This is a genomic window from Amycolatopsis vancoresmycina, assembly GCF_000716785.1.
GTDB lineage: Bacteria > Actinomycetota > Actinomycetes > Mycobacteriales > Pseudonocardiaceae > Amycolatopsis > Amycolatopsis vancoresmycina.
The window spans coordinates 390617-406567 of sequence record NZ_JNYY01000001.1 but is presented as its reverse complement, the minus strand read 5'-3'; the positions used below and the strand labels follow the sequence as shown (position 1 = coordinate 406567).

At 71.9% G+C, this 15951-nt stretch carries 15 protein-coding genes; 9 read left to right on the top strand and 6 right to left on the bottom strand.

The window, feature by feature from the left end; all coding sequences use genetic code 11:
- Positions 1–13: 13 nt before the first annotated feature.
- Complete coding sequence (locus tag OO60_RS01860; RefSeq protein WP_033260678.1) at positions 14–1504, bottom strand: right-handed parallel beta-helix repeat-containing protein; 1491 nt, start codon at positions 1502–1504, stop codon at positions 14–16.
- 594 nt (positions 1505–2098) lie between these two features.
- Between OO60_RS01860 and OO60_RS47340 the strand changes: the two genes are divergently transcribed.
- Positions 2099–2980 carry a hypothetical protein gene (locus OO60_RS47340; protein ID WP_033260677.1) on the top strand — a complete coding sequence of 294 codons (882 nt, stop codon included), beginning with the start codon at positions 2099–2101 and terminating at the stop codon, positions 2978–2980.
- A 59-nt stretch (positions 2981–3039) separates the two neighbouring features.
- Here OO60_RS47340 and OO60_RS01850 read toward each other — a convergent pair whose 3' ends face one another.
- Both OO60_RS01850 and OO60_RS01845 read right to left on the bottom strand, forming a co-directional pair.
- Positions 3040–3534 carry a hypothetical protein gene (locus tag OO60_RS01850; RefSeq protein ID WP_003074593.1) on the bottom strand — a complete coding sequence of 165 codons (495 nt, stop codon included), beginning with the start codon at positions 3532–3534 and terminating at the stop codon, positions 3040–3042.
- 16 nt (positions 3535–3550) lie between these two features.
- Positions 3551–4966, bottom strand: a complete 1416-nt coding sequence (locus OO60_RS01845) for an amidohydrolase family protein (RefSeq protein ID WP_033260676.1) — start codon at positions 4964–4966, stop codon at positions 3551–3553.
- Positions 4967–5097: 131 nt separating this feature from the next.
- Between OO60_RS01845 and OO60_RS01840 the strand changes: the two genes are divergently transcribed.
- The 5 genes from OO60_RS01840 (at position 5098) to OO60_RS01820 (ending at position 9776) form a co-directional block, all read left to right on the top strand.
- Positions 5098–5910 (top strand): IclR family transcriptional regulator domain-containing protein, encoded by an 813-nt coding sequence (locus tag OO60_RS01840; protein WP_003074598.1) that lies wholly within the window; start codon positions 5098–5100, stop codon positions 5908–5910.
- A gap of 110 nt (positions 5911–6020) precedes the next feature.
- The gene (locus tag OO60_RS01835; protein ID WP_003074601.1) at positions 6021–7178 is read left to right on the top strand and encodes a CaiB/BaiF CoA transferase family protein; all 1158 of its coding nucleotides are present in this window, start codon (positions 6021–6023) and stop codon (positions 7176–7178) included.
- The gene (locus OO60_RS01830) at positions 7171–7965 is read left to right on the top strand and encodes a citryl-CoA lyase (protein ID WP_003074604.1); all 795 of its coding nucleotides are present in this window, start codon (positions 7171–7173) and stop codon (positions 7963–7965) included. Before OO60_RS01835 ends, OO60_RS01830 begins: the two co-directional genes overlap by 8 nt.
- A gap of 11 nt (positions 7966–7976) precedes the next feature.
- Positions 7977–8837 (top strand): dioxygenase family protein, encoded by an 861-nt coding sequence (locus tag OO60_RS01825; RefSeq protein ID WP_003074607.1) that lies wholly within the window; start codon positions 7977–7979, stop codon positions 8835–8837.
- Between the two features lie 6 nt (positions 8838–8843).
- Positions 8844–9776: a quinone oxidoreductase family protein gene (locus OO60_RS01820; protein WP_244885474.1), complete on the top strand. Its 933-nt coding sequence runs from the start codon at positions 8844–8846 to the stop codon at positions 9774–9776.
- A 1-nt stretch (position 9777) separates the two neighbouring features.
- On the opposite strand, the gene OO60_RS46270 is transcribed toward OO60_RS01820, so the two are convergent.
- Complete coding sequence (locus OO60_RS46270; RefSeq protein ID WP_156081289.1) at positions 9778–9945, bottom strand: hypothetical protein; 168 nt, start codon at positions 9943–9945, stop codon at positions 9778–9780.
- 142 nt (positions 9946–10087) lie between these two features.
- Here OO60_RS46270 and OO60_RS46265 point away from each other — a divergent pair, with 142 nt between their 5' ends.
- The 3 genes from OO60_RS46265 to OO60_RS01805 are packed head-to-tail and all read left to right on the top strand — an operon-like array spanning position 10088 to position 13384.
- Positions 10088–11263, top strand: coding sequence for a hypothetical protein (locus OO60_RS46265; RefSeq protein WP_051767613.1), 1176 nt, complete (start codon positions 10088–10090; stop codon positions 11261–11263).
- Positions 11257–12678, top strand: coding sequence for a vWA domain-containing protein (locus OO60_RS46260; protein ID WP_244885473.1), 1422 nt, complete (start codon positions 11257–11259; stop codon positions 12676–12678). The genes OO60_RS46265 and OO60_RS46260 overlap by 7 nt, the downstream gene beginning before the upstream one ends.
- The gene (locus tag OO60_RS01805; protein ID WP_155848946.1) at positions 12665–13384 is read left to right on the top strand and encodes a hypothetical protein; all 720 of its coding nucleotides are present in this window, start codon (positions 12665–12667) and stop codon (positions 13382–13384) included. Before OO60_RS46260 ends, OO60_RS01805 begins: the two co-directional genes overlap by 14 nt.
- Before the next feature lie 41 nt (positions 13385–13425).
- Here the strand turns inward: OO60_RS01805 and OO60_RS01800 are convergent, their stop codons facing one another.
- Together OO60_RS01800 and OO60_RS01795 are read right to left on the bottom strand one after the other, a co-directional pair.
- Positions 13426–13959 carry a carboxymuconolactone decarboxylase family protein gene (locus tag OO60_RS01800; RefSeq protein WP_003092449.1) on the bottom strand — a complete coding sequence of 178 codons (534 nt, stop codon included), beginning with the start codon at positions 13957–13959 and terminating at the stop codon, positions 13426–13428.
- A gap of 101 nt (positions 13960–14060) precedes the next feature.
- Entirely contained in the window at positions 14061–15776 is a 1716-nt protein-coding gene (locus tag OO60_RS01795) for a glycosyl hydrolase family 18 protein (protein WP_003092445.1), read from the bottom strand.
- Between the last annotated feature and the right edge of the window lie 175 nt (positions 15777–15951).

Below are 15951 nucleotides of genomic sequence, written 5' to 3'. Positions count from 1 at the left end.
GGAAAAGCCAGGTTCAGCAGCGCGGCATCACGTCGTCGAAGGTGGCGCAGTTGTCCTGGTACCACGGGGTCGACTGCCACTGGTCCGCGGTAAGAATCCGGGACGTGTCGCCCGCCACGAACTTCCAGGGACCGTAGTAGGCGTTGCTGAACCAGTAGTTGTTCTGGTCGCGGGTGATCGCGTCCTGGACGAGCGTGCCCTTGTACGGGGACCAGGATGGATACGTTCCGTAGTTGGAGAGCAGGGCCATCTTGCCGCAGACCCCGTTCGTGCAGCCGGCGACGGCCGGGTCGAAGCGGAACGTGTTGTCGTGGACCTCGACCAGCTGGGTCTTCCAGCGGCAGTCGTCGAACAGGGGCGGGGACTCGATGCCCGGCGACACGCACTGCGTGCGGTCGGTGACGAGCTTGGTGCACGTGTTGATCGAGGTGTTGGCCGGGCTGTTGCAGAACCGGTCGGCGTTCTCCCAGGCGGTGATGCCGGACCAGTTGTCCTCGAAGGTGTTGTCGTAGATGTCGATCAGGTGCGTGCGGGCCGGCACCCGGGGCTCGCCACCCGATTCGGACAGGTAGACGCTCGCCACCGGGAAGTTGTCGCCCTTGTCGGCGCGGCGCTTGCCCGCGACCAGGCTGTTGCGCCGCAGGACGTTGTCGCGGAACACGAGGTTGTAGCTGATCTCGTAGAACAGCGCCTCGGCGTCGTTGTCCTCGATGAGGTTGTTCTCGATCAGGAAGTCGTTGTTGTCGGTGTCGGCCCAGAGCCCGGCGCCGTGGTTGTGGTGGATCCAGTTGCCGCGGACGTCGGCCTTATCGACCACCCAGAACTTGATTCCGCCGCTGCACCCGCAGCCGGGGTTGCGCGTTTCCCAGTCGTCGGTGTTGTTGCCCGCGATTTCGTTGCCCTCGACGACCAGCGCGGTGATCGTGCTGTCGGACCGGTAGGCGTTCATGCCGTACTGCCCGTTGTTGCGCAGGCAGCTGTGCCGCAGCTCCTGGCGGGCGCCGGCCATGATTCCGGCGCCTTTGTTGTTCTGCACCGTCACGTTTTCGATGATCCAGTGTTCGCCGGAATCGTGGTTCACCACGCCCTGGTCCTGCGGGGCGACGAAGTTCTGGATCGTCAGCCCGCGGATGACGACGTTCTTCGCCAGCTGGGTGAAGGCCGCCCGGTTGATGCCCTGCCCGTCGAGCACCGCGCCCGGTGCGCCGAGGTAGACGTCGCCGTCCTTGGGGATGACCTGCCCGAACGGGTCCGCGGCCAGCAGGTGCGTGCCCGGCGGCAGCCAGAACGTCGTGCCGGGTGGCGAGTCCTGCGACTTGCGGTAGAGGTCGCCGGGCACCGCGGCGTCGATGGTGACGGCGCCCGCCGGTGCCGTCGTGTCGGCCACCGGCTGGTGGTCGCACACCGGGCCGGGCGTCACCGCGGCGCCGGCCGCCGCCGGGCCGGGTGCGACGACGAACGCGGTCAGCAGAACGGCGGCAAGAATCGGCCTCAGGTGCGACATGCCGTGAAACCTACGCAACTTCTTCGCGAAACGCTTTGGGCCGATCGTGTCAATCCATGCGATTTTCGGGTGTACGAGGTAACCAAAAAAGCGGTGATTACTCCACGACTGTGAATACCGTGGGAACAATCGGTGGACGGTTCTGTTATCGTGGCCGACCGCGGGGTTCGCGGCCGGAATTCCCCGCCGGCGGGCGGCTCGGGCGGCCGAGCCGGTGCGGCCGTCTGCCGGAGCCCGCTAGCCGCCGGGTGGCGGCTGCCCCGGCCGGCGCCGCCCGGACGGCCCCGGCGCCCGCCGGCGCCCCGGTGCCGCCGCCGCGTCCCACCCCCGCGATTCTCGCGTTAAACGGAGCACTACCTGAGCGAGTGATTTCCCGCCATTCATTCCGACCGTCCCGCCGGGGGCGGCCTAGGCTTGTCCGACCCCCTTCCGCATCTGTCCTCCACTCGGCGGTTCTCGCGCACCGATCGGGTCTTTGCGCAGGTCAACGCCCTCCGCAGGGCGGTAACGTCCATACCGGACAGAACTTCTGCCCCGACGTCCGGACCCCGAATGAAACCGGAGTCGCACTCAGGAAGGGAACCCCGAGAAATCATGTCCACATTGCGACGACTGGCTGTCGCCGGCGCTTTCGCGCTGCCGCTTTCCCTCGTCATCGCCGGCCCGGCGACCGCTCATCCGCTCGACTGGCCGAACGACTCGTGGAGCGCCGAAAGCTCCAGCGCCTGGGCCGGCATCGGTGGTGCGGGCACGACCGACACCGACGAAGGCGGCACCTGGTGGGGCCACCACTGGTCCGGCTCGGACTCCGCCGTGGCCGGTGTCGGTGGCGCCTCCGTCACCGAGACCGAAGAGTCCGGTGACCACCACTGGAACCAGCCGTGGCACCACGCCACGCACGACGGCTGGTACGGCGACGACAACGACTACGACGGCTGCGGCTGCAACGACTACGACAACAACGACAACGGTTACGACCACCACGTGGTCCACCACGCCGTGAGCCACCCCGACCCGGTCGAGGAGGCGCCTGCCGCCCACAGCCACCCGGCGTACGACAACAACGGCTGTGGTTGCGACGACTACGACAACAACGACAACGGTTACGACCACAACGGTTACGACCACCACAACGGCTGGAACCACGACAACGACTACGACCACGACGCCAGCTACGGTGCGGAGACGCACTCGGCCGGCATCGACGGTGCGACGTCGGGGCACGTCTGGAGCCACGCGGGTGAGCACTACGCCACCTACGAGGCGGAGAAGCTGACGGCGGGCCCGAACGGCGCTTCGTCCGAGGGTGCGCACTCGGTGGCCGTGCCGGACTACGCGGGTCACCACTCGTGGTACACCGCGGCGGGGATCGACGGTGCCGAGGCGCACTCGGTCACCGCGGAGGCCAACGCCAACGACGACGACGCGTGGGCCTACCACGACGCGGACAACGACTACGACTACGACCAGGGCTGACCCCCGCCGTCGGAGCCGAAGCTGAGCGAGCCGGGACCGCGAAGGCGGGCCCGGCTCGCTCAGCTCGTGGCCAGCAGCTCCCGCACCGCGGCCGACCTGGCCTCGTCGAGGAACCGCAGTCCCATGAAGTTGTCGCCGGGCGTGAAGCCGGGCAGCGCCCAGATCGCCTCGTACGGCAGCTCGACACGCCGGTAGCGCCGCAGGCTGTAGACGTTGCTGAACAGGCACTTGCCCGGGTCCGGCCGCCAGAGGCGGCGGGCGAAACCGGGGTTGCGGAACGCGTGCCCGACCTCCGCGGTGGCCTGGACGTGCTTGCGGCCGGTGAACAGCACGACGTCGCCGGTGGTGACGGTGTCCATCCGGCGGTCGTACTTGTCCTTGGCGCCCCAGAACCGGGCCCGGCCGCCCGGGTGCAGGGTGGTCAGGCGGGCGAGGTCCGCGGGGTGGAGCAGGTCGGCGAACGCGCCGAAGGCGACGGCCCGCTCGAGGGATTCCGCCCCGTACCGGCGGGCGTCGGCGGTGCCGTAGGCGGGCTGGACGAAGACCTGGGCCACGGGCCGCAACGGTAGCTCAGCCGCCGTGGGTGCGGTCGCTCTGGTAGTCGGTGTAGGTGTACGGGTTGTCCAGCACCTTCGTCTCCGGGACGTCGGGGTTCATCCCCTGCCGCCACGCCTCCTCCCCCAGCTGCGCGCGCAGGTGTTCCACCGTGTCTTCGACGCGCCGCCGGACCGCCGCGAGGTCGGCGCCGACCAGCTTGCCGTCGCGTTTGACGATCCGGCCGTCGACCAGCACGGTGTGGACGTCGCCGCGCTGGGCCTGGAAGGCGACGTGGCCGTAGGGGTTGAGCAGCGGGAACGACGCCGGGGACGCGTCGTTCTTCAGCAGCACGACGTCGGCCTTCTTGCCGGCCTCGAGGCTGCCCAGGTCCGAGCGGCCCAGCGCGGCGGCGCCGCCGCGGGTGGCCCATTCGACGACCTGTTCCGCGCGCAGCGCCGCGTGGGTCACCGTCTCGCCCTTGGCGTGGGCCTCCAGGTGCTCGCGGGACCGGTCGGCGCCGAGGGTGGCGCGCATGGCGGAGAACAGGTCGCCGCTCCACCACACCGACGTGTCCATCGACAGCGACACCGGGATGCCGTACTTGCGGAGCGCCCAAGTGGGCGGGTAGCCCTGGCCGGCACTCTGCTCGCTTTCGGTCGAGACCGACACCGATCCGCCGGTCGCGGCGATCCGGTGGTAGGAGTCCGCCGAGAGCGACGCGCCGTGGACGTAGATCGTCTCCGGGGTCATGAACCCGTGGTCGTGCATCAGCCGGATGCCGTCGTCGCCGGTGGCGCCCCAGACGCCGGCGTGCGTGGTCACCGGCACGCCGAGGTCGCGGGCCACCTCGAACGCGGGTTTCTCGGGGAACGCCGGGTCGCCGGTGACGTCGAAGGCGAGCTGGAAGCCGAGGTCACCGCCCGTCCGCCGCGAGACGAAGTCGCGGAACTCGGGCGTGCCGGTCCAGTTCGCCGGGGCGTCCTGGATGTTGCCGTAGGCCAGCACGAACCGGCCGGGGACGGATTCGAGCGCGTCGGCGGCGGCGTCGGCGTGCTGGGTCGTCTGCAGGCCGTGGGACCAGTCGACGGTGGTGGTGACGCCGGCTTCGAGGGCTTCCAGGGCGCCGAGCAGGTTGCCGGCGTAGATGTCTTCGGGGCGGAACACCTTGCCCCACTCGAGGTAGTACCAGACGAAGTACTGGGTCAGCGTCCAGTCGGCGCCGTAGCCGCGCATGGCGGTCTGCCACAGGTGGCGGTGGGTGTCGATCATCCCCGGCATGACGATGCCGCCGGCGGCGTCGATCTCGGTGGTGCCCGCCGGGACCTCCAGCGACGGCCCGATCGCGGCGATGCGGTCGCCGTCGACCAAGACGTCTTCGCCGGGCAGGACGCGGCGCGCGTCGTCGAGGGTCAGCACCGTGCCACCCCGCAGGACGATCGATCCGGACATGGCTGCCTCCGTTGCGTACACTTGTCCGCTGCGCGGACACTCGCCGGGTGCCGCCACCTTTGCCCAGTGCCGCGCCGGTGTCAATCCCCCCGGCTACGCTGCCGGGGAGGACATTGCAGAGGGAGGTCGCGATGCCACGCGAGGGAACGGGTCCCGACTTCATCGAGGCGCTGGCGCGCGGGCTCGAGGTGATCACGGCGTTCCGGCCGGGCCGGCGCGCGATGACGCTGGCCGAGGTCGCCACGGCCACCGGGCTGGCCCGCCCGACCGCGCGCCGGATCCTGCTGACCCTCGAAGAGCTCGGCTACGTCCGCACCGACGGGCGCGACTACTCCCTCACCCCGCGGGTGCTGGACCTCGGCGTCGCCTACGTGCACTCCACGGGCTTGTGGGAGGTGGCCCGCCCGCACCTGGAACGGCTGGTCGCGCGCACGGACGAATCGTGTTCGATCGCCCAGCTCGACGGCTCCGACATCGTCTACGTCGCCCGGGTCGCGGTGCCGAAGATCGTGGGACTGAGCGTGCAGATCGGCACCCGGTTCCCGGCGCTGCCGACGTCGCTGGGCAAGGTGCAGCTCGCGGCCCTGCCGCCGGACGAGCTGGAGGCGGTGCTGGCCGAGCCGACCCGGTCGGGGCTGGTCCCCCGCTGGCAGCCGGGCCGGGCCGAGCGCGACGCCGAGCTGCGCGAAGTCCGCGCGCGCGGCTGGGCGCTGACCGACGAGCAGCTCGCGCTGGGCATCCGGTCGGTGGCCGCGCCGCTGCGCGACGGCTCGGGCCGGGTGATCGCCGGGGTGAACGTGAACTGCCACGCCGCCGAGACGACGGTCGAGCGGCTGCTGGAGCACCACCTGCCGCTGCTGCTGCAGACGGCGGGCGAGATCAGCGCCGACTTCGCCCGCCTCGCCGACGTTCCGCACGTGGTCGTGAGTGGTAAGGCGGGTTAGAACGCGCCTTACCACTCACGACAGCCGCGGCAGGCGCCTTGACCGCGGCCGCCCCCTGTCGCAGACTGGCGGACAACAGTCCGACAGGCGGACACGAGTGGAGGCACTGCGTGGAACCACCCACCGGCCCGCTGTCCGGGCTGCTGGTCGCGGACTTCTCCCGGGTGCTGGCCGGCCCGTACGCCACGATGCTGCTGGCGGACATGGGCGCCGACGTCGTCAAGGTCGAGGGCCCGCAGGGCGACGAGACGCGCACGTGGATGCCGCCGGTGCGCGGGGACGTCTCGACCTACTACCTCGGCGTCAACCGCGGGAAGCGGTCCATCGCGCTGGACCTGCGCGAGGAGGCCGACGCCGTGGTCGCGCGGGAGCTCGCGGCCCGCGCGGACGTGCTGATCGAGAACTTCAAACCGGGCGGGCTGGCCAAGTACGGCCTGGACTACGCGGCGGTCCGCCGGGCCAACCCGGGCTGCGTCTACGCCTCGATCAGCGGCTTCGGGGCCGGCGAGGGCGCGCACGTGCCCGGCTATGACCTGATGGTGCAGGCGATTTCGGGCCTGATGAGCCTGACCGGTGATCCGGACGGCCCGCCGTACCGGGCGGGGATCTCGGTGTTCGACGTCATGGCGGGCAACCACGCGGTGATCGGCATCCTGGCCGCGCTGCGCCACCGCGACGCGGCCGGCGAGGGCCAGCACGTCGAGGTCAACCTGCTGTCCTCGGCGCTGACCGGGCTGGTCAACCACAGCTCGGCCTACGCCGCGGGCGGGGTGGTGCCGTACCGGATGGGCAACGCCCACCCGAGCGTCTTCCCCTACGAGCCGCTGCCGACCGCCGACGCCGACCTGATCGTCGCCGCGGCCAACGACGGGCAGTTCCGCCGGCTGTGCGAGGTCCTCGACCTGCCGGACGTCCCGGACGATCCGCGGTTCGCCCGCAACGCCGACCGGACGAAGCACCGCGAGGAGCTCCGGCCGATCCTCGTCGAGCGGCTGGCGAAGCGCGGTGCGGTGGACTGGTTCGACGCGCTGACGAAGGTCGGTGTCCCGTGTGGACCGATCAACACGATCGACGGCGGGTTCGCGATGGCCGAACGCTTCGGGCTCGACCCGGTCGTCGAGGTCGGCGAGGGTGACCGCGCGGTCCCGACCACCCGGCACCCCATCCGGTTCTCCGCGACCCCGGCCGGGTACCGGCTGCCGCCGCCGGAGCTCGACGAGCACGGCGCGGAACTGCGGGCGTGGCTGACGGAGGCCGCCGATGGCTGACCCGGTCTACGAAACCGCCCTCGGTGCGTCCACAAAGGACACGATCACGCTGCTCGGGCAGGACCTGGCCGAAGACGTCATGGGCACGGTCGGGTTCGGCGAGCTCGCCTTCTGGCTGGCGACGCAACGACGTCCGGCCAACGGTGAAACCAGGGTCTTCGAGGCGGTACTGGCGGCGCTGGCCGACCACGGCTTCACACCGACCGCGATCGTCACGCGCCTGACGTACCTGTCCGCGCCGGATTCGGTCCAGGGCGCGCTCGCGGCAGGCCTGCTGGGCGGCGGGTCGCGGTTCCTGGGCGTCACCGAGGACTGCGGCCGGTTCCTGCACGCCGTGCTGTCCGAAGTGGACACCCTGCCGGTCGACGACGAAGGCTGGGACGCGCTCGCCCTCGAAACCGTCGAAAAGGCCCGCGCGGCGAAGGAGTTCGTTCCCGGGCTCGGGCACCACGTGCACAAGGACGGCGACCCGCGCACCCCGCGGCTGTTCGCCATCGCCGACGAGGAAGGCCTGCGCGGCCCGCACCTGCAGCTGTTCGCCGCGATCGGCCGGGTGCACCCGCGGGTGCTGGGCAAGACGCTGCCGCTCAACGGGGCCGGTGTCTGCGGCGCCGCGCTCGCCGACCTCGGGCTGCCGCTGGAGCTGCTGCGCGGGTTCGCGCTGCTGGCCAGGACGGCCGGGCTGATCGGCCAGCTCGCCGAGGAGCTGCGCCACCCGGTCGCCAACGACATCTTCCTGTCGGTCGACCTGAACAACCGGTCGGTCCCGCCGGATCCGCACGCGTGAGAGGAACGCCGATGCAGCTGGTCACCGAGGACAACATCACCGAGCTCGCCGCGCAGCGCTGGGCGAGCGCGCACGATCCGCGGACCGCGGAGGTGATGGCCGCGCTCGTGCGTCACCTGCACGCCTTCGCCCGCGAAGTGCGGCTGAGCGAGCCGGAGTGGATGGCCGCCGTGCGGTGGCTCACCGAGACCGGGCAGATCAGCGACGAGAAGCGCGAGGAGTTCATCCTCGCCTCCGACGTGCTCGGCCTGAGCATGCTGGTGGTGCAGATGAACCACGCCTTCGACGCGAAGGCGACCCCGGCGACCGTGCTGGGCCCGTTCCACATCGACGGTTCGCCGGAGAAGGAGTTCGGCGGCGACATGTCCGACGGCCTGCCGGGCACGCCGCTCTACATCACCGGCGCGGTCCGCGACCTCGACGGCTCCCCCGTCACCGGCGCGATCCTCGACGTCTGGCAGGCCGACGAGGAAGGCGCGTACGAGTCGCAGATCCCGGACATCGACGAGGCCCGGCTGCGGGCGAAGTACGCCACCCGCGACGACGGGTCCTACTGCCTGCGGACCATCGCGCCGAAGGGGTATTCGATCCCGATGGACGGCCCGGTCGGCGCGCTGATCCGCGGGACCGACATCAGCCACTTCCGGCCGGCCCACGTGCACTTCCTGATCAACGCGGCCGGGTACGAGCCGCTGATCACCCACCTGTTCCGGGAGGGGGCCCAGTACCTGGACAGCGACGTCGTGTTCGGCACGAAGCAGGAGCTGGTGGTCACGTTCGAGGCGCGCGAGCCCGGGCCGACGCCGGATGGCGGCGAGTCGGCGGAACCGTGGCTCGAGGCGCGGTACGACTTCGTCCTGCAGCCGGTGTGACCGCCGGTGCGCGCGGCTGAAATCCGCACGCCGGGCCGGCCGCCGGTGGTGGCCGAGCGGGCCGCGCCCGAGCCGGGGCCCGGCCAGGTGCGCGTGCGGGTCACGGCGGCCCCGATCACCCCGCTCGACCTGCTCTGCGCGTCCGGCGAGTCCTACTTCGGCGTCCCCGCGACGCCGTACGTGCCCGGGGTGCAGGGCGTCGGGCTGCTGGACGGGCGACCGGTGTGGTTCGCCACCGCGGCGGGCATGCGGCCCGGCGACGGCAGCATGGCCGAGCACGCCGTGGCCGCGTCCGCCGACGTGGTCGCCCTGCCGGTGGAGGCCGACCACGCGCTCGTCGCGGCGCTCGGGCTGTCGGCCGTCGCGGCGTGGCGGTGCCTGACGGGCACCGGGGAGCTGGCCGAGGGCGAGACCGTGCTGGTGCTCGGGGCCGGTGGCGTGGTCGGGCAGTCGGCCGTGCAGCTGGCGCGGGTGGCCGGGGCCGGGCGGGTCGTGGCGTGCGCGCGGTCGGCGGCCGCGCTGAAGCGGGCCGAGCGGCTCGGCGCCGACGCCGTCGTGCGGCTCGGCGAGGACGACGTCGATGCGCTGGCCCGGCGGCTGGGTGACGCGGCCGGGCCGGTGGACCTCGTGCTGGACCCGGTGTGCGGCGTCCCGGCCGCGGCGGCGCTGCGCACCCTGCGCCCGGGCGGGCGGCTGGTCAACCTCGGCAGCGCGGCCGGCGAGGAGGTCGCGGTCCCGTCGGCGCTGCTGCGCAGCCGGTCACTGCGGATCCTCGGGTACACGAACAACGAGCTCACCGCCGAGGAACGCCGCGAAGCGCTCCTGACGGTCGTCGGGCACGCGATGGCGGGCGAGCTGACCGTGGGCTACGAGAAGGTTCCGCTGCACGAGGCGGCCCGGGCGTGGGACCGCCCGGGCCGCGTCGTGGTGTTGCCTTGAATCACTGGCCCCCAGGGCCGGGTTTCGGCACGTCGCCGATGTAGGGACCGCTTCCCACCCCGCCGACGGGCGACGGGTCGCTCGGCGGACCGCTGACCGCGGACGCCGCGGGGGCGAGCACGGCGAGCGCTGCTGCGGTGAGCAGAGCGGCAGCTACAGCACGTTTCATCGATGAGCTCCTTCGCGTTCCCCCGTATTGTGGCCGATCCGGCTTCCAAACCGCTTCCGCGCGCACGGACAGCCACCGCCGCTCCTCCGTTCGGTCCTATTCGGGCGAATGCCGTGGCCGCCGGCCGTCACCCTCTCGTTAGATGGCCGGGAACGAATCCGAGGGGGCCGGGGTGGAGGAACCGAAGTTCCGCGTCGTCGACACGAGACGGCGTTTCCTGTCCTGGTTCGTGCCGCCGGCCGGGGTGTTCGTGCTCGGGTTCGCCGCACTGCTCTTCGCCGGGCACGTCACCGGGCCGCTGCAGCACATCACCGTGGTGCGGGCGATGATCGCGTCCAAGCGGGACTTCTTCGCCGACGAGCAGGTCAAGCGGATCCTGCTGAGCCACGGCTACCAGGTGCAGGTGACCCCGGCCGGGTCGTTCGAGCTGGCCGAGACCGCCGATCTGGACAGCTACCAGTTCGTGTTCCCTTCGGGGCAGGCGGCGGGCGACCGCGTCTACGAGCGCCGCGGCACCAAGCACGCCAGCGGGTACAAGCCGTTCTTCACGCCGCTGGTGCTGGCCACCTTCCGCGACTACGCGGAGGCGCTGGTGAAGGCGGGCGTGGCCCGCCCCCAGTCCGCCGGCAACCAGCCGCTGTACTACCGCCTCGAGACGAAACCGCTGGTGGAGCACATGTCAGCCGGAGACCGCTGGCAGAACTACAACCCCCGGCTCAGCGGAAACCGGCTGCTGGTGCAGTCCCCCGACCCGTGCCGGAGCTACTCGGGTGCCGCCTACGTCGGGCTGGTCGCCTACGCGACGTACGGCCATCCGGCGGCGACGGAAGCCGAAGCGGACGAGCAGGCGCGCGGGATCAAGCCGATGCTGGACGCCGAAGGCCAGCACAGCGACGACATGGCGCCGAAGTTCTTCGTGCCGGAGGGCCGCAGCTTCGCCACGGTCGCGGTGATCTACGAGCACCAGTACCTGGCCTACCAGAACCGGCGGCTCGCCAACGGCCTCGGGCTCGACACCGACCGGGTGCTGCTGTACCCCAGCGCCCAGCACGAGACCGCACCAGACCTGATCTCGTTCAGCCCCGAGGGCGACGCCATCGGGTCGCTGCTGATGACCGATCCGGCGCTGCGGCGGCGGGCCGTGGAGCTGGGGTTCCACGTCTACTCGGCCGACACCGCGCAGTTCGACTTCGCCGGGTACCTGGCCGAGCGGCACATCCCCGAGCCGGCGACCGCGAACACCGACGACGAGACGTGGCTGCCCAAGGACGCGCCGTTCCGGCGGATGATCGACGCCGTCGGGGACTGCCGGTGGTGAGGGCCGCGCTCGTGGTGCTCCTCCTGCTCGCCGCGTGCAGCCCGGCTGCGCCCGACGACACGAAGCTCACCGTGCTGGCCGCGAGCGAACTCGCCGACCTGGCCCCGGTGCTGGCGGACCTGCGCCGCGACACCGGGGTCGAGCTGGTCGTCGACTACCGCGACACGCTCGCCGCACCGGCGGACCACGACCTCGCGTGGCTGCCGACCGCCCGGTTCCTGCGGCTGCGCGGCGCCGAGCCGGGGACGGCGACGTCGATCATGCTGTCGCCGCTGGTGCTCGGCGTGAAGGCGGGCGAGGCCGCGAAGCTGGGCGCACAGCCGACGTGGGCGGACATCGCCGATCGCGCCGCCGGCGGCGAGCTGCGGTTCGGCATGGCGGATCCGCACGTCTCCGGCAGCGGGCTGGCGGCGCTGATCGGCGTGGCCACCGCGGCGGCCGGGACCGGCGCGGCGCTGCGCCCGGAGGACGTCCGGTGCGACCGGATCCAGGGCTTCCTCGCGGGCCGGGCGTTCGGCGCGCCCGACGTCGCCGGGGAGTACGTGCGCCGCCAAGACGGCACCGACGGCCTCGTCGCGCCGGAGTCGGCGGTCCTGGCGCTCAACGCGTCGGGCCGGCTGCGCGAACCCCTCGTCGTCGTCCACCCGCGGGACGGGAGCGTGCTCGCGGACTACCCGCTGATGCTGCTGAACCCGGACCGGCGCGGCGCCTACGACAAGGTCGTGCAGTGGCTGCGCACGCCGTCGGCGCAGCGGGCGATCATGGACCGGACGTTCCGGCGGCCCGCCGACCCGGCGGTGCCGCGCACGGGAGCCCTCGCGGCGCCGATCGGGAACCCGCTGTACTTCCCGGACCGCCCGGAGGTCCTCGACCGGCTGCTGCAGGCCTACGACCGCGCGGGCACCGGGCGGCAGGTGATCTTCGTGCTGGACTACTCGCTGTCCATGGCCGGGCCGCGGGTGGCGGCGCTGCGCCGGGCGTTCGCCGCGCTGACCGGATTCGACCGCTTCTACGTCGGCGAGCGGGTGACGATCATCCGGTTCGCCGGCGAGGTGCTCGAGGAGCGCACGGTCACGGTGTCGCGCCGGGAGGACGCCGACGGGCTGCAGGCGGTGGTGGCCTCGGCGGACCTGCGGCCGCGCACGGCGATCTGGGCCGCGCTCGGGGAGGCGTACCGGCTCGCGCGGCCGGGAGCGGCGATCGTGCTGATGACCGACGGCGAGAACAACACCGGCCCGGACCTGGCGGCGTTCCTCGCCGGACGGCACGACGCCGGGCCGACGTACGCGATCCGGTTCGGCGAGGCGAACCCGGCCGAACTGGGCCGGGTCACCGCCGCGACCGGCGGGCGCGTCGTCGACGGCAACGCGGAATCGTTGACAGAGGCGGTGAAAGAGCTTCGTGGATGCCGATAGGGCGATGCTGTGGTCGGTGCTGGGCTGGTGGGGCTGGGTCTGGGTGGTGACGGCGCTGGCGGCGGTGCTGACGCTGGTGGTACTGCTCGGCGGGCTGCGGCGCAGCCGTCCGGTGATCCTGCCCGGCCTGCCGTTCTACCTGGACGAGCCGCGGGTGATCGAGATCTGCCAGCAGGGCGGCTACGGCGACATCGCGGAGAAGACCATCCGGGAGTTCGTCAAGCGCAACACCGACGGTTCGTTCGGGTTCACCAGCCAGTGGTTCAAGCTCGGCCGCGGCGCGAACCGCGGCCACGAGACGGAGACGAGCTACGACGTGCACGTCACCGCGAACACGCTGCTGGGCCTGGCGGTGAAGTCGCTGGAGGACCAGCACGGCGTGGTGCACGCGAACCTCACGGCCGGGGTGGTGCAGGGTGACCGGGCCTGGCGCCGGACGCGGTCGCCGCTGCTGTCGGAGGTCCACGACGGGTACGTGGTGGTCCAGGGGCGGTTCACGGTCGCCGAGGAGTCCGGCGACGAGGTGGTGCTGCACGCGCGCATCGGCGGCCACGAGGCGAAGGTGCGGGTGGCCTGCCACGACGGCCACCTGCGCCGCAAGGAGGTGCCGTCGGGGCAGTTCAACGCCCGCTGCCTCGGCAAGAGCCAGACGTGGCGCCCGGACACCGGCGAGCTGGTCATCCTGCCGATCGCGGTGCTGCAGTAGCCGGCGGCCCGGGCGGCCCGGGCGGGCCGCCGGCCGGCGTGCTAGCGGACGTAGCCTTCGGTGGCGAGGACCTTCCCCATCTGGTCGTAGGCCGCCGGGTCCTCCGGGGCGATCGTGGCGAGGCCGTCGACGTAGCGGTTGTACATGCAGAACGCCGCGGCGATCAGGACCGTGTCGTGCAGTTCGACGTCGGTGGCGCCTTCCGCGCGGGCGGCCGCGATCAGCTCGGACGTCACCGCCCGGCCGGTTTCGCGGACCGCGAGCGCGATCCGCAGCAGGGCCTTGAGCTTCTCCCCCACCGGTGCGTCGTCGACGCCGGCGCAGGCGGCGTCGACGACCTCGCGGCCGCCGTCGAGGGTTTCGGCGGCTGCAGCGGCGTGGCTGCCGTGGCAGAAGCGGCATTCGTTGCCGTTCGACACCACCGCCGCGATCAGCTCGCGCTCGCCGACCGGGAGGCTGCTCGGGCCGCGCAGCAGGGTCTGCGCCAGGTGGTTGAGCGGGACGGCGGTTTCCGGCCGGAAGGCCATCAGCGACCGGATCCCGGGCAGCTGCGGGTCGAGCGGGATGTGCGGCATCGGTTCCTCCTCGCGGGCGGAAGATCTTCCCCGCGCAGTCTTTCGGCCCGCGGCGGCCCGGCCAACCTCCGTCTTGCCCAACCGGGCCGCCGCCGAAAGACTCAGCCGATCGCGAAATCGTCGGCGTACACGGCACTTTGGCCGTACCAGCCGTGGACGTACACCGTCACCGCACCCGACGCGCCGGTCGTGAACGGCACCGACAGCTTCGTCCAGCCGCTGCTGGAGGTCCACACGCTGGCGGTGGCGCCGCCGCGGACGCCGACGTAGGCGTAGTTGCCCTGCACCCACGCGGTGAGGGTGTAGGCGTGGTTCGGCGCGAGCGTCACGTTCTGCGCGGCTTCACCGGTCGCCGACGCCGAGGGCACCACCTGCAGCGCGTGGGTGCCCGAGTGCGCCGGGGACGCGACGACCGCGTCGCCGGCGGCGCTCCACGGGCTCAGCGCACCGGTCTCGAAGCCGCCGTTGACGACGCCGCCGGCGGGCGGGGTGCCCTTGACGGTGAGGGTGAAGGTGGTGCTGTGGCTGCCGGAAGGCGCGGCGCCGGTCACGGTGAGCGGGTAGCTGCCGGGGACGGCGGCCGCGGTGGTGCTCACCGACAGCGTCGCGCTGCCGCCCGCGGTGACCGAGCCCGGGCTGACGGACGCGGTGACGCCGGCGGGCGCGCCGGTGACCGACAGCGTCACCTGCTGGGCGGAGCCGGAGGTGACGGCGGTGCTGACCGTCGCCGAGGCCGAGCCGCCCGGGTCCACCGAGGCCGACGCCGGGTTGGCGGCGAGGGAGAAGTCGTTGCCGGGCACCGAGGTGCCGCCGGTGAAGGGTTCGAAGGCGTGGCTGAAGAACCAGGTGTCCTGGGCGATGCCGGAGCAGTTGTCGGCGGCGGCGCCACCCGGGCAGCTGCCGTTGTCGCGTTGCAGGGCCCAGAAGGACAGGGTGTTGATGCCCTTGGACACGGCCCAGTTGTAGACGGTGTTGGCGTCGGCGGTGGTGAACGTCTCGGCCGGCCCGAAGTCGTCGACGCCGATCATCTCGGTGACGCCGACCATCGCCCACAGCTGCGCCTGGGTCTTGCCCGGGTAGAGGGAGCCGAGCTGGGCGACCAGGCCGCTCGCGGCGGTCTGGGTGTCGGTGGCCATCTGGTGGGCGGCGTTGTCGTAGTAGTCGAAGGTCATCAGGTTGACGACGTCGACGCGGGTGCCGTTGGTGACGGCGTTGCGCAGCACGGCGAGGCCGCTGTCGGCGAGGCCGTGGGTGGTGGTGGGCAGGGTGTAGGAGATCTGCAGGGAGCGCCCGGAGGCGGCGGCCCAGTCCTGGACCTTCTTGATGGCCTTGTTGCGGCGGTCGATCCCGGCGGAGTTGGTGAGCGAGTTGTCCTCGATGTCCATGTCGAGGCGGGGCACGTCGTAGGTGGTGATCACCGACTCGTAGGCGGCCGCGATGGAGTCGACGTTGGTGCAGCTGTCGGCGATTTCGGTGCCGGTGTTGTCGGCGGTGTAGCCGCCGAAGGACGGGATGACGTCGCCGCCGCGGGAGCGGATGGTGGCGATGTCGGCGCCGAAGGTGCCGTTGGCGATCGGCATCCCGGTGTCGCCGTTCCAGTACACGGTGCAGGAGCCCTTGGTGGCGGCCTGGATGAAGGCCATGGTGAGGTGCTTGGCCCCGGACTGCTGCGCCAGCGCGGCCGGGCTTTCGCCGGTCCAGGCTTCGAAGTAGGGCGCGAAGACGTGCGTGGGCAGCGGGGTGGCGGCCTGCGCGGTGCCGGCCGCGGCGACCAGCGAACCGGCCGAAACGGCGGCCAGGGCAAGGAAAACGGACATTCGGGCGAATGGTCTGCGTCGACGCATCGGTGCTCCAGTACCGGCGGGGAGCCGTGCGGCGGCGGTGCACGGCGGGACCACCCCAGGATTGGATCAGACCAATCTGTCCGTCAAGGTCTAGACCACTAAACCGGCCGGATGGCGGTACCGGTTGCTCGGTCGCAACACCGGACGG

Coding starts and splice junctions, on each gene's coding strand:
- OO60_RS01860 (WP_033260678.1), bottom strand. CDS start 1,504: ATGTCGCACCTGAGGCCGATTCTTGCCGCCGTTCTGCTGACCGCGTTC.
- OO60_RS47340 (WP_033260677.1), top strand. CDS start 2,099: ATGTCCACATTGCGACGACTGGCTGTCGCCGGCGCTTTCGCGCTGCCG.
- OO60_RS01845 (WP_033260676.1), bottom strand. CDS start 4,966: ATGTCCGGATCGATCGTCCTGCGGGGTGGCACGGTGCTGACCCTCGAC.
- OO60_RS01840 (WP_003074598.1), top strand. CDS start 5,098: ATGCCACGCGAGGGAACGGGTCCCGACTTCATCGAGGCGCTGGCGCGC.
- OO60_RS01830 (WP_003074604.1), top strand. CDS start 7,171: ATGGCTGACCCGGTCTACGAAACCGCCCTCGGTGCGTCCACAAAGGAC.
- OO60_RS01825 (WP_003074607.1), top strand. CDS start 7,977: ATGCAGCTGGTCACCGAGGACAACATCACCGAGCTCGCCGCGCAGCGC.
- OO60_RS46270 (WP_156081289.1), bottom strand. CDS start 9,945: ATGAAACGTGCTGTAGCTGCCGCTCTGCTCACCGCAGCAGCGCTCGCC.
- OO60_RS46265 (WP_051767613.1), top strand. CDS start 10,088: ATGGCCGGGAACGAATCCGAGGGGGCCGGGGTGGAGGAACCGAAGTTC.
- OO60_RS01800 (WP_003092449.1), bottom strand. CDS start 13,959: ATGCCGCACATCCCGCTCGACCCGCAGCTGCCCGGGATCCGGTCGCTG.
- OO60_RS01795 (WP_003092445.1), bottom strand. CDS start 15,776: ATGTCCGTTTTCCTTGCCCTGGCCGCCGTTTCGGCCGGTTCGCTGGTC.